This is a genomic window from Aliiroseovarius sp. S253 (assembly GCF_049800855.1).
Lineage (GTDB): Bacteria > Pseudomonadota > Alphaproteobacteria > Rhodobacterales > Rhodobacteraceae > Aliiroseovarius.
Genome location: NZ_JBNAFW010000001.1, coordinates 1,375,082 through 1,386,914 on the forward strand (window position 1 = coordinate 1,375,082; position 11,833 = coordinate 1,386,914).

Consider the following 11,833-nt stretch of genomic DNA (forward strand, 5'->3'; position numbering starts at 1 on the left):
AGATGGTGTGCTTACCAGCCGCCGGTCAAACCCAGCCACACCATACGGCCGCGCCGGGTGATCTCGGCGCTGCCAAGCGCGCCTTCTGCCACAAGAACGGGCTGTTTGGCCGCTTGCTTCAGTATCCCTCGCGACCGCCACGCACTACGTAAGGCAGGGTTACCCCGACGCCCCAATACCGCGCGCGCTGCGTTAAGCCGTTCGAGGCTGCCTTCGCAGAGCGTCTGAATGGTGTCTGCATCCGGAACCACATGGCCCCGCCCTGCCTTAGTAAGCGCAGGCTGCGCCAGCAGCCAGTTGGCCAAACCCGCCGCTTCACCCAGATCTTCCAGCGCAGTATCGACCTCGAAATCGCCCGCGAATTCGGTCATTCCGCACAGCTGACCACCTGCCAGCATCAGTGCACCTGAGGTCGCGCGCAGATAGGCGCGGATCTGTTCCATGTCTTGGGGTTGGTTTCCCTGCACATCGCCTTCTCGCGCTTCGATAATCCGAAGCAAAGGGTCCGCCCTCATATCGCCCCAGATCACCAACTGAGACAGCGGCGTAGCCACATCGTGGCGTGGCGCCTCGGTCCCATCGGCCGCTGCTGTAACGACGTCACGCCAGAACTGAAGTCGGATCAAGGCCACCATCGGTTCTTGCGACATGTAAGGTGCGCGTGCGACTTCCAGATTAAACGCATAGAGAGGGAAAAGCCGCTTTCGTTCCTCCACCGTACCGCTCATCGCGGCCAGAAAACGATCCGGATCACCCTTCAGAACCTGCTCGGCACAGGCAGCAATGGGATCATAATCTTCAGGGGCGGATGTCATGCGGCTTGCGCCCCGTCACGCAGAAGCTTCCAGATGATCGCGTCCAACAGCGCCTCGAACGAGGCATCGACGATGTTCGGGCTGACACCGACCGTGGACCAGCGGTGCCCGGCCCCGTCTTCGCTGTCGATGATGACGCGGGTCTGTGCCTCGGTCCCGCCTTGGGTGATACGCACCTTGAAGTCGACCAGCTGCATATCTTCGATGATTGCCTGATACGGGCCCAGATCCTTGGCCAGAGCTTTGGCCAACGCGTTCACCGGACCACGATCGGTGCCGGACGCATCCATGCTTTCCGACACGGACAGCTTCTTGTCGTCGCCGATTTTCACCACGACGATGGCCTCGGACAGGCTGATCATCTGGTTGCGCTTGTTCTTGCGCCGCTCGACCGTGACTTTATAACGTTTCACTTCAAAGAACTGCGGCAGTTGGCCCAGAACGTCACGCGCGACAAGCTCGAAACTGGCTTGAGCACCGTCATAGGCATATCCCTGATCTTCGAGCTCTTTCACACGATTGAGGATGTCACCCAGACGCGGATCGCCCTTTTCGACCTCGATCCCGGCCTCTGCCAGACGGGCCCGCAAATTCGATTGCCCAGCCTGATTTGACATCGGTACGATGCGGGTGTTTCCAACGGTTTCGGGCGGGATGTGCTCGTAAGTCGTAGGGTCTTTCAGGATCGCGCTGGCATGCAGCCCCGCCTTATGCGCGAATGCCGAGGCACCAACAAAGGGCGCGGATTTGTTCGGCACACGGTTCAGGATGTCATCCAGCTGGCGCGACATGCGGGTCAATCCAGACAGCGCGTCATGGCCAACACCCGTTTCAAACTGGCTGGCGTAAGGTTCTTTGGTCAGCAGTGTCGGGATCAGTGTCGTCAGGTTGGCATTGCCACAGCGCTCGCCGAGCCCGTTCAAAGTGCCTTGCACCTGACGCGCGCCCGCGTCGATGGCGGCCAGCGAACACGCCACCGCATTGCCGGTGTCGTCATGGGTATGGATGCCCAGATGGTCGCCAGGGATTCCCGCAGCAATGACCGCCTTGGTGATCTCGTACACTTCATGGGGAAGCGTGCCCCCATTGGTGTCACACAGGACCACCCAACGCGCGCCCGCATCATAGGCGGCTTTCACACAGGACAGCGCATAATCGGGATTGGCCTTGTAGCCATCAAAGAAATGCTCGGCATCATACAGCGCCTCGCGCCCTTCCTTGACCATGTAAGCCATTGTCGCGCTGATGTTTTCGACGTTTTCGTCCAACGTGATCCCCAACGCCGTGGTGACGTGGAAATCGTGGCTTTTGCCCACCAGACAGACCGCAGAGGTGCCTGCGTTCATCACGCCCGCCAGCACGTCGTCGTTTTCTGCCGAGTACCCTGCCCGCTTGGTCATGCCAAAGGCAGTGAACGTCGCGCGGGTCTTGGGGGCGGCATCGAAAAAGTCGCTGTCGGTCGGGTTCGCACCGGGCCAACCGCCTTCGATGTAATCCACACCAAGCACGTCGAGAGCTTCAGCGATTTGCTGCTTTTCGGTCAGCGAGAACTGCACGCCTTGGGTTTGCTGCCCGTCTCGCAGGGTGGTGTCGTAAAGGTAAAGACATTCGGTCATAGCAGACCCTCCAGCTTGGAAGCATCAAAGCCCACACCGGGTTCAAGCTCGACCCCTTCCTTAGACATGCGGATTTGAACACCTGCCTCGGTCAAGGCGGCTTTCAGCGCATCCACACCCGAGAAGTCTTTGGTTTCCATCGCAGCCACTCGGGTCTCGTGGAGTTTTTCCGAAAGCGAATCCAGAACTTCTTTTTCACTATCGAGAATGACCGACCACATCTCATCGTCTATGGTTCGCAGCCCCATGATTTCCAGCCCCGCTAGCAAGCCCGGAATGTCTCCCTGCTTCTCGCATTCACGCAACGCAGTTATCGCCTTCGGAGTGTTTAAGTCATCACATAGAGCATTTAGAACACCAGCCGGGACCTGTCCGGGAGAGTTATCACCCTTCATGCGATGCCACTTTCCAAGTTCCTTTAGTGAGGACGCTGCTTTTTCCTCAGTCCAGTTCATCGGCTTTCGATAGTGGGTTTGAAGCAGGACATATCTGATCACTTCACCCGGATATTTGGCGTCCAACAGATCACGTACCGTGAAGAAGTTACCCAATGATTTGGACATCTTCTTGCCTTCGACCTGCAACATCTCGTTGTGCAGCCAATAATTGGCAAAGCCCGCATCGGGATGGCTGCATTTCGACTGAGCGATCTCGTTTTCATGGTGTGGGAACTGAAGGTCGTTGCCGCCGCCATGGATGTCAAAAGACGCCCCCAGCAGGTCATGGCTCATGGCGGAACACTCGATATGCCAGCCTGGGCGACCTCGGCCCCACGGGCTGTCCCAGCCGGGCAGATCATCCGTGGACGGCTTCCACAGCACGAAATCCATCGGGTCGCGCTTATTGTCCGCGATCTCGACACGCGCGCCGGCAATCATGTCATCGACGGAACGACCCGACAGCTGACCGTAGTCGTCATAGCTTTTCACCGAAAACAGCACATGCCCTGCCCCGTCCGGGTAGGCATGCCCCTTGGCAATCAGGTCCTCGATCATGTCGATCATCGGCTGGATGAACTCGGTCGCGCGCGGCATTTCGTTGGGGTCCATCGCCCCCAACGCGCGCATGTCGTTCAGGTACCACGCGATCGTCTCGTTCGAGCGTTCATGCACCAACTCTTCCAACGTGCCGGAAGCGCCTGCTTCCTTGCGGGCCAGCGCGGTCGCGTTGATTTTGTCATCCACGTCGGTGAAGTTGCGCACATAGGTCACGTGATCCGCCCCATAGACATGGCGCAGCAGGCGATAGAGCACATCGAACACCACCACGGGGCGCGCGTTGCCCAGATGGGCGCGGTCATAGACCGTCGGCCCACAGACATACATGCGGACGTTATTGGGGTCGATCGGGGTGAAGTCCTGCTTCGCCCGCGCCATCGTGTTGTAAAGCTTGATATCCGTCATGTTGTCCTCGTGCGTCCGCGCATACGTGTTCCCACAGAATTTCCCGTGCGGGCTTACCAAGTTCCTGACATGTATGGAATAGAAGAACGGCCCGCCTGACGATGTCAGTGGGTAATGCAGCAGATAATGATGATGCTTGTCCGTTTCATTGCAGCGACGCTATCACTCTTCCCCGCACCTGCCAAGCGGGTTATCGTCATGGTATGACACGTGATGCAGTGAACAAGATCTGTGCAGCCCTTCCCGGTGCGAACTGGTCCGAACCTTTTGGTCCAGGGAATGACGTGTGGAAAGTGGGCGACAAGATCTTTGCGGCGATCGGTGCGAAGACACCCGGCGTATCCGTCAAAACGCCAGATATCGAGACCGCAACGATGTTGATCGAGGCTGGCGTCGGCGTCAAAGCGCCCTATTTTCATCGCTCATGGGTGAACCTGCCATTTGATGCAGACCCGGATGAGTTAACTCACCGGATCCGCCGATCTTATGCACTGGTGCGCGGTAGCTTAACCAAAAAGGCTCAAGCCGCCCTGCCTGCGTTTGAAGATTAGGCCTGAGCGGCGTTGGTTTTCACGGCCAACACCCCTTTGGACCACATCATCAGCACTTTATAGACGATGGGCGGGATAATCAGGCTGGCCGCAACAAGGCTCAGCCCAGCTACAACGCGCAGAATATCAGATCCGGTGGTTACCGCAGCGATCTGCATTACGGTTGAAAATGCCGCCAGCGGGAAGGTGAACGCCCCCCAAAGCGGGCTGAATCCAGCGGCGGTCAACCAGCGCACACGCACAATCAAAACGCTTAGGATAACAACCGCCAAGACGCAGAGCGGGTACGCGACCTCAGGTTTTCCAAGAAGGAAAGCGACTGTGGGCAAAACGCTGGCAGGTGCCAAGTGAATGGCAAGCAGCGGTCTAAGCGGTGCGGGCACGTCAGCGCGCAGGAATTGCGCCAAGCTTGCCCCCCAAATCGCAAGCGCAGCTACGAAGCTGCCCCAAAAGACGATGGTTGAGTAGGTCTGAAGACCCAAAGGGAGCGCAGCCAACGGGCTTAGGATGAAGCCCACAAACAGCAGGTGCCAAACTGGCGTAACAGATCGCGCCTCGACCGGACCGGTGATCAGGGTGAATGCGACGCGCAGGACCACGATGACTTGCGCGAAGATCGCGATGGCCAGAATGACGCTGGCCACGGTGGTCGAAAACGGGATCATCGTTGCAGACAGAAGATAGCCAGACAGAACCATGGCGATGATGCCCGCACGACCCGGAAGGATCTTAAGGTCTTCGAAGAACGTGCCGGGTCTTTGGATTAACTTTGCGATGTAAGCAACTAGGCAGAATAGATAAAGTATGGTTACCGCGCCAAGGATTGCATCTCCAAACGCCATTGGAACACCAAACACATCCGCCGCGCGTCGCCATGCCAGACCAAGCCCAAAAGCCCCCATGATCGGCGGAAAGATCGCCGGAGGTGTACGCTGAAACAAGCGCGTCTTTTCGGGAATAGGCGGCGGGGGCGGGAAATATGGCGGTTTGGTCATCTGGGATCCTTTCGGCTTGCCTTGATGTAACGCGCGCCCATGATTTGCGAAAGCCCACCCAAGGCGCGCTATTGTCGCATCCCATCACGACTATGTCAGCCGGTCACCGCTTTGCGCGCGTCCGAGAGTGTTTGATGCACCGCCGCCCTTAAAAGCGAGGCCTCGGATCCGACACCAAGGAACGTCACACCAAGATCGCGGTAATAGGCAAAATTCGTGCTGTCATAATGCAGGATACCAGCAGCTTTTCCTGCCGCCCGGATCGTGGAAACGCCGTCCGCGATGGCTGCTTTCACATCCGGATGGCCGGGATTGCCGCGATGGCCCATATCGGCGGACAAATCCGCGGGACCGATGAAGACGCAATCGACGCCGTCCACAGCCGCAATTTCTTCGAGATTCTCCATTGCGACACGGGTTTCAGCCTGCACGATCAGACATATCTCGTCATTGATGTTGTCTCCATAGTCCGCATTGCGTCCCCAGCCCGAGGCGCGCGCCACAGCAGCGCCCATACCGCGACGCCCTTCGGGAGCATAGCGGGTGGCAGACACCATTTGACGGGCGTGCTCGGCGGTATCGACCATCGGAACCAAGACACTTTGCGCCCCAAGATCAAGGACTTGCTTGATCACCCAGTCTTCGCCGATTGGGACACGTACGATAGGGCTGCTGTCATACCCGGTCATAGCGCGCAACTGGTTCTGGATCGTCACCGGATCATAGGGCGCGTGTTCACCGTCGATCAGGCACCAGTCATACCCCGCCGCCGCCGCAATTTCTGTGGCCGAGACATCGCCAAGGTTTAGCCACAAGCCGATTTGCATATCGCCTGCGGCCAAATTCTTTTTCAGCCTATTGGGTGATGCCGGCATTGCGCCCTCCATTGCTTAACATCGCAACAATAAAGGTAGAGCATCCCCGCACCTGCGGCAAGCCCTTCTGAAATCAGTTCAAATAATCAGACCGCTGCAAACCGTATTTCGCCATCTTCTCGTTCAACGTCCGACGCGGCAGACACAGCTCGTCCATCACGCCCACGATCGACCCTTTGTGGCGACGCATCGTGTTGTCGATCAGCATCCGTTCGAACGCTTCGACGTACTCTTTCAAGGGCTTACCCTCGGTCGTCATCACAGGCTGAACTTCATCATGGTCCGACATCAGAAGCGACGAAATCGTGCCCGATCCGCGACGCGACTGAAGAACGGCACGCTCTGCGATGTTTTCCAGCTGGCGAATGTTGCCGGGCCACGGCGCTTGAAGAAGTTGGGCGGCCTCTTGCGCGCTGACGCCCGGTGCAGCACAGCCGTACTCGTCGGCAAACTGATCCGCGAAGACCGTGAACAACATCAGGATATCTTCGCCGCGCTGACGCAGAGGCGGCAGAGTGATTTTCATCGCCGCAAGGCGATAGAACAGATCCGGGCGCAAGCAATCCTCGCAGGTTTTGCCCTGCTCTTGCAGGTTGCAGATCGCAACCACGCGAGTTTCGGCCGGGCTGCCTTGGTCATTCATCCAAGTCAGCAAACGGGCTTGAAGTCCCATCGGCATGCTTTCGATATCTTCCAAAACCAGCGTGCCCCCGCGGGCTTCCTCGACCAGCGGGATCGCCCCGCCTTCGTCAATTGGACCGAAGAGACGCCGGGTCAGCTCGTCTTCCTCGACACCCGCGCACGACGTCACAACGAAGCGCTTACCCGCTTTGGCCCCGACAGCGTGCAGCGCGTGGGCCACAAGGGTCTTGCCGGTACCGGTTTCGCCCTCGATCAGCACGTGACCGTCCGACTGACCGATATCAAGAATGTCTTCACGCAAGCGCGACATGACCGGGGACGCCCCGATCAACTTTTTCATGATCGTTGACCCATCGCCCAGTTCACGCCGCAGGGCGCGCGCATCCATCGCCATACGCCGTTTATGGGTCGCGCTTTTCACCAGCTTGGTCAGCTGATCCGGGTTGAACGGCTTTTCAAGGAAGTCATACGCGCCGACACGCATTGCTTCGACTGCCATTGGCACATCGCCGTGGCCAGTGATCATGATCACTGGAAGGCTGCTGTCTTGGCTCATTAGCTTTTTCAAAAATCCCATGCCATCCAAACCGGGCATGCGAATGTCAGAGACCACAATACCCGGATACTCGGGTCCAATGGCCTTCAGGGCCTCTTCGGCCGAGGGGAAAGTGTCGGTCTCAAACCCCGACAGGGACAGCCACTGAGAAATGGACTGTCGCATGTCCTGTTCGTCATCGACGATCGCGACTTTAATTGCCTGTGCCATGGCGCCCTCCTGCGTGCGCTTCTTGTTTGCTATTCAGCAGCTTCAATATCGGCGTCTTCCGCTTTTAAGATAGGAAGTTCGACCTCAAATACAGCCCCCCCGTCCTGACCATTGCGCGCAATCAAGCGCCCGCCAAGGTCCGAGACGATGCCCGACGAGATCGCCAGACCCAACCCAACCCCGTCTCCCGGGGCTTTGGTCGTGTAGAAGGGTTCAAAAAGACTGTCCAAATCATCTACGCCGTTTCCGTTGTCCCGCACCGTGATCAAGGCGTAGTCACCAAGGCTGACAATGATGTCTACCTGCGGCAGCTCGACCGACTTGGTCGCGTCCAATGCGTTTCGCAGCAAATTGATCAGGACTTGCTCCAAGCGCAAGCGATCTCCCATGACCATCACCGGATCGCGCGGAATATTGCGCGTGATGCGGACTTCGCGGCGTTTCAGCTGCGGTTCCATCATCGACAGGGCTGAGGATACGCAGTCGCGCACGTCCATCGGCTCGAATGAATCGCCCCCTTTACGGGCATAGGATTTCAGTTGGCGCGTGATGGCGCCCATGCGGCCGATCAGATCATCGATCCGTTGGAAGCTGGACAATGCCTCATCCGGACGCTTGCGCTGCAACAAAAGGCGCGCGCCCGCCAGATAGGTCTTCATGGCCGCAAGCGGCTGGTTCAACTCGTGACTGACTGCTGCGGACATTTCCCCCAATGCTGCCAGTTTCGAGCTTTGCGCCAAAGTCTGCTCGGCCACCTGCAGGTTTTCCTCGGCGCGTTTGCGTTCAGCAATCTCGCGCTGAAGGGCAAGGTTAAGCTGGCGCAACTCGGCTGATTCCTGTGCAAACTCGGCGCTGCGCCATTGGGCGCGGCGGCTGATCAGGTAGAACAGCAGAGACAAAAGCATAGCGAAAGCCATGATTTCCAGGGACAAAACCGTGTTCACCTTTTCGCGCACGGATGCGTAAGAGGTGAAAGACGTCATCCGCCAGCCCTGAAACGGCACGCGGGTTTCGTGACGCATCACAGCTTCGCCCAGGTATAAAACGTCAGTTGGCAACCCGGACCAGTCTATGGCTTGGCGTGCCGAGCGACGGATAGCTTCGGGCGCGGACACAGTCGCCAGCGCTTCGCCCTCAAGCTTACCGCGCCAGCGCGGTTCGGTGGACAGAATCACATTACCTTCGCTGTCCGTGACCAAAACCGCGTCCGAAATCCCGGCCCAACTGGTTTCAAACTTGCGCAAATCCACGCCCACGACGATTACACCCAACAAGCGGCCCGCCTGCTCGATTTTGCGCGAATAGGTGAATACGTATTGCCCAGATTCGGTTTGAACTGTGGTGAACACAGTGTCGTTGCTGCGCAATGCCTCGATGAAATAGGGGTCGGATCGGTGTTGAGAGCCTAAGATTTCGCGGTTTGTCGTCGCCACCGCCCGCCCGTCACGGTCAAGAAGCAGAAGCGATGCGGCTTCAATCTCATCGAGATAGGAAATCAATCGCGCGGTGCTTTGCGAATAGTCCGAGCTGTTCAGCGCCGAAATCAAAGCCGGATCGCGTGACAGCAAAAGCGGCACGACGGAATTTCGCTGAAGTTCGCTGATCAGGTTGCCGGAATACAGCGCCACACGCAGCTCGGCGCGGTTGCGGGTGGTTTCAGTATAGCGCTCGGTCAGAAGGTTATTCGAGACATAGACCACCGCCACGGCGAATGTGATCAGGGCGATCAGCACCAGCCGTGCGCGCATGCTGACCCCGGGGCGCGGTGGCCGCGGGGCGGGCATGGTGTTTGTGGTCTCATCCCCCATAGGGGAAAGATAGGGCGCTTCAGGCCCCATCACAATCAGGCAGCGACGACGCTGTCCACCAACGAGCGGAACATTGCCACCCCGTCAGTGCCGCCATGAAGCTCGTCCACACAACGTTCCGGGTGCGGCATCATACCAAGAACACGGCGGTTCTTGGAAATCACGCCAGCGATATCGCCGGTCGAGCCGTTGGGATTGTCGGTATAGGTGAACGCGATGCGACCTTCGTCGCGCAGCTGTGCCAGCTTCTCATCCGTGACGTTGAAGTTGCCATCATGGTGCGCCACGGGGACGGTGATCTCTTGTCCCTGCTCATAGCCGGACAGGAAGTCACAATCGGTGGTTTCCACTTTCAAACCAACGGGTTTGCAGATGAACTTCAGGTTTGCGTTACGCATCAGAGCACCGGGCAGAATGCCGGTTTCAGTCAGCACCTGAAAGCCATTGCAGATACCGATGGCATAACCACCACGTTCGGTGTGCTTGATCAACGAACGGGTGATCGGCGACTGCGCCGCGATGGCCCCGCAGCGCAGGTAATCCCCGAACGAGAAACCACCGGGAACGCCGACGATATCCAGATCAGTCGGCAGCTCGGTTTCCTTGTGCCAGATCATCTGGACCTGTGCACCGGCGCGCTCGAACGCGACTGCTAGATCGCGGTCGCAGTTAGAGCCGGGAAAGACAATGACACCGGCCTTCATCACAGCACCTGAATGGCGTAGTTTTCGATCACGGTGTTGGCGAGAAGCTTCTCGCACATATCCTTGATCTGCTCTTCCGAGGTGCCGGGGGCGACGTCCAGTTCAATCACTTTGCCCTGACGGACTTTTTCGACGCCTTCGAAGCCCAGATTGCCAAGCGCGTGGCGCACGGCCTCGCCCTGAGGGTCCAGAACGCCGGTTTTCAGCATCACATCAACACGTACTTTCATCGGTACACTTCCTTAGTTGATCAGGGTCGGTTTGGTGGGGGCGTGGGTCACGTTTGAGGGCAGAACCCCCAGTCGACGCGCGACCTCGGTATAAGCATCGTTCAGGTTACCAAGATCCTGGCGGAATACATCTTTATCCAGCTTCTGGCCGGTCTCGATGTCCCACAGGCGGCAGCTGTCGGGGCTGATTTCGTCGGCAACGATCAAGCGTTGGAAATCGCCGTCGTAGACACGACCAAACTCGATCTTGAAATCGATAAGCTTGATGCCAACGCCATACATTGTGCCAGACATGAAGTCATTGACGCGCAGTGCCATGGCAACGATGTCGTCCATGTCCTGCTGCGAGGCCCAGCCAAAGGCAATGATATATTCTTCGGGCACCAGAGGGTCGCCAAGTGCATCATCTTTATAAGAAAACTCTACGATGGGGCGCGGCAGACGGGTGCCTTCCTCGAGCCCAAGGCGTTTTGCCATGGATCCGGCAGCATAGTTGCGCACGATCACTTCCAGCGGCACGATTTCGGCCGCACGGACCAATTGCTCGCGCATGTTCAGGCGTTTGATGAAGTGGTTCGGCACGCCGATCTGGGTCAGACCGTTCATAAAATACTCGGACAGGCGGTTGTTCAACACGCCCTTGCCGTCGATCACGTCTTTCTTCTCGGCATTGAACGCGGTGGCGTCATCCTTGAAATACTGAACGATGGTTCCGGGCTCGGGGCCTTCATACAGAACCTTTGCTTTGCCTTCATAAAGCTTCTTGCGCCGTGCCATGTGGTCCCTCACGTCAGGTTTGACGGGTATGCGCGTCCCGGGCCCCCTGCCCGGTCGCGACTCCGTTGTTGCCCGCCCTATACGGGAAAGGCCCATGTGGGGCAAGAATATCGCCCCCAAGAAACACCACAGAAACAACAAATACAGGAAATCACCCCCGTGAGAGCGCTAGCGGGGTTGCGATGCGCGCCTGTGATTGGCATATCAGACAGGAACGCGGACGCAGGCGCCTTTCGCTTGCGCACGGTAAGACCAGGACCCCGCCAGTTGATAAGGGAACACCATGACCACCTTTGACGATCGCGAAAGCGCCTTTGAAGCCAAATTTGCCCACGATGAAGAAATGATCTTTAAGGCCGAGGCCCGCGCCAACAAGAAACTTGGCCTTTGGGCTGCCGAGAAGCTGGGTAAGTCCGGCGACGATGCCGAGGCCTATGCCCGCGAAGTAATCGTATCGGATTTCGAAGAAGCAGGCCACGAAGACGTAGTGCGCAAGGTCACCGGTGACCTGAGCAGCGTCACGGCAGACGAAGTTCGCGCCAAACGCGCAGAACTGCTTGCTCAAGCCAAGAACGAGATCATGAACGAGGGTTAAGCCCACGTTTCACCGGTTTAGAATTCTGAAAGGCGCGTTCGCAAGACGCGCCTTTT

The 11,833-nt window shown here is 57.9% G+C and carries 12 protein-coding genes; 2 read left to right on the top strand and 10 right to left on the bottom strand.

Annotated elements, in window-relative coordinates; translation table 11 throughout:
* Positions 1 to 11: 11 nt before the first annotated feature.
* From ACP15F_RS06830 to cysS, 3 genes are read right to left on the bottom strand one after another with little or no spacing between them, the layout of a single operon-like run.
* Positions 12 to 815 carry a squalene/phytoene synthase family protein gene (locus tag ACP15F_RS06830; RefSeq protein ID WP_424940067.1) on the bottom strand — a complete coding sequence of 268 codons (804 nt, stop codon included), beginning with the start codon at positions 813 to 815 and terminating at the stop codon, positions 12 to 14.
* On the bottom strand, positions 812 to 2,431 hold the full coding sequence (gene cimA / locus ACP15F_RS06835) for a citramalate synthase (RefSeq protein WP_424940068.1): 1,620 nt from the start codon (positions 2,429 to 2,431) through the stop codon (positions 812 to 814). The genes ACP15F_RS06830 and cimA overlap by 4 nt, the downstream gene beginning before the upstream one ends.
* On the bottom strand, positions 2,428 to 3,834 hold the full coding sequence (gene cysS, locus ACP15F_RS06840) for a cysteine--tRNA ligase (protein WP_424940069.1): 1,407 nt from the start codon (positions 3,832 to 3,834) through the stop codon (positions 2,428 to 2,430). The genes cimA and cysS overlap by 4 nt, the downstream gene beginning before the upstream one ends.
* Positions 3,835 to 4,037: 203 nt before the next feature.
* On the opposite strand from cysS, the gene ACP15F_RS06845 reads away from it, so the two are divergent.
* Positions 4,038 to 4,385 (top strand): MmcQ/YjbR family DNA-binding protein, encoded by a 348-nt coding sequence (locus ACP15F_RS06845; RefSeq protein ID WP_424940070.1) that lies wholly within the window; start codon positions 4,038 to 4,040, stop codon positions 4,383 to 4,385.
* On the opposite strand, the gene ACP15F_RS06850 is transcribed toward ACP15F_RS06845, so the two are convergent.
* The 7 genes from ACP15F_RS06850 to purC form a co-directional block, all read right to left on the bottom strand.
* Positions 4,382 to 5,380 carry a tellurium resistance protein gene (locus ACP15F_RS06850; protein ID WP_424940071.1) on the bottom strand — a complete coding sequence of 333 codons (999 nt, stop codon included), beginning with the start codon at positions 5,378 to 5,380 and terminating at the stop codon, positions 4,382 to 4,384. The two genes, ACP15F_RS06845 and ACP15F_RS06850, sit on opposite strands and share 4 nt — an antisense overlap.
* Positions 5,381 to 5,475: 95 nt before the next feature.
* Complete coding sequence (locus ACP15F_RS06855; protein ID WP_424940072.1) at positions 5,476 to 6,255, bottom strand: HpcH/HpaI aldolase family protein; 780 nt, start codon at positions 6,253 to 6,255, stop codon at positions 5,476 to 5,478.
* Positions 6,256 to 6,328: 73 nt separating this feature from the next.
* Positions 6,329 to 7,663 (bottom strand): sigma-54-dependent transcriptional regulator, encoded by a 1,335-nt coding sequence (locus ACP15F_RS06860; protein ID WP_424940073.1) that lies wholly within the window; start codon positions 7,661 to 7,663, stop codon positions 6,329 to 6,331.
* A gap of 29 nt (positions 7,664 to 7,692) precedes the next feature.
* On the bottom strand, positions 7,693 to 9,447 hold the full coding sequence (locus ACP15F_RS06865) for a sensor histidine kinase (RefSeq protein ID WP_424940074.1): 1,755 nt from the start codon (positions 9,445 to 9,447) through the stop codon (positions 7,693 to 7,695).
* A 59-nt stretch (positions 9,448 to 9,506) separates the two neighbouring features.
* A complete protein-coding gene (gene purQ, locus ACP15F_RS06870) occupies positions 9,507 to 10,175 on the bottom strand; it encodes a phosphoribosylformylglycinamidine synthase subunit PurQ (protein WP_424940075.1) in 669 nt (222 codons plus the stop codon).
* On the bottom strand, positions 10,175 to 10,405 hold the full coding sequence (purS, locus tag ACP15F_RS06875; RefSeq protein WP_424940076.1) for a phosphoribosylformylglycinamidine synthase subunit PurS: 231 nt from the start codon (positions 10,403 to 10,405) through the stop codon (positions 10,175 to 10,177). Before purS ends, purQ begins: the two co-directional genes overlap by 1 nt.
* Before the next feature lie 12 nt (positions 10,406 to 10,417).
* Positions 10,418 to 11,182 (bottom strand): phosphoribosylaminoimidazolesuccinocarboxamide synthase, encoded by a 765-nt coding sequence (gene purC, locus ACP15F_RS06880; RefSeq protein WP_424940077.1) that lies wholly within the window; start codon positions 11,180 to 11,182, stop codon positions 10,418 to 10,420.
* A gap of 283 nt (positions 11,183 to 11,465) precedes the next feature.
* On the opposite strand from purC, the gene ACP15F_RS06885 reads away from it, so the two are divergent.
* Positions 11,466 to 11,777 (top strand): DUF1476 domain-containing protein, encoded by a 312-nt coding sequence (locus ACP15F_RS06885; RefSeq protein WP_424940078.1) that lies wholly within the window; start codon positions 11,466 to 11,468, stop codon positions 11,775 to 11,777.
* Positions 11,778 to 11,833: the final 56 nt, after the last annotated feature.

Bases quoted from the DNA above. Each gene is read 5' to 3' on its own strand.
- ACP15F_RS06830 (WP_424940067.1), bottom strand. From the start codon at position 815: ATGACATCCGCCCCTGAAGATTATGATCCCATTGCTGCCTGTGCCGAG.
- cimA (WP_424940068.1), bottom strand. From the start codon at position 2,431: ATGACCGAATGTCTTTACCTTTACGACACCACCCTGCGAGACGGGCAG.
- cysS (WP_424940069.1), bottom strand. From the start codon at position 3,834: ATGACGGATATCAAGCTTTACAACACGATGGCGCGGGCGAAGCAGGAC.
- ACP15F_RS06845 (WP_424940070.1), top strand. From the start codon at position 4,038: ATGACACGTGATGCAGTGAACAAGATCTGTGCAGCCCTTCCCGGTGCG.
- ACP15F_RS06850 (WP_424940071.1), bottom strand. From the start codon at position 5,380: ATGACCAAACCGCCATATTTCCCGCCCCCGCCGCCTATTCCCGAAAAG.
- ACP15F_RS06855 (WP_424940072.1), bottom strand. From the start codon at position 6,255: ATGCCGGCATCACCCAATAGGCTGAAAAAGAATTTGGCCGCAGGCGAT.
- ACP15F_RS06860 (WP_424940073.1), bottom strand. From the start codon at position 7,663: ATGGCACAGGCAATTAAAGTCGCGATCGTCGATGACGAACAGGACATG.
- ACP15F_RS06865 (WP_424940074.1), bottom strand. From the start codon at position 9,447: ATGCCCGCCCCGCGGCCACCGCGCCCCGGGGTCAGCATGCGCGCACGG.
- purQ (WP_424940075.1), bottom strand. From the start codon at position 10,175: ATGAAGGCCGGTGTCATTGTCTTTCCCGGCTCTAACTGCGACCGCGAT.
- purS (WP_424940076.1), bottom strand. From the start codon at position 10,405: ATGAAAGTACGTGTTGATGTGATGCTGAAAACCGGCGTTCTGGACCCT.
- purC (WP_424940077.1), bottom strand. From the start codon at position 11,182: ATGGCACGGCGCAAGAAGCTTTATGAAGGCAAAGCAAAGGTTCTGTAT.
- ACP15F_RS06885 (WP_424940078.1), top strand. From the start codon at position 11,466: ATGACCACCTTTGACGATCGCGAAAGCGCCTTTGAAGCCAAATTTGCC.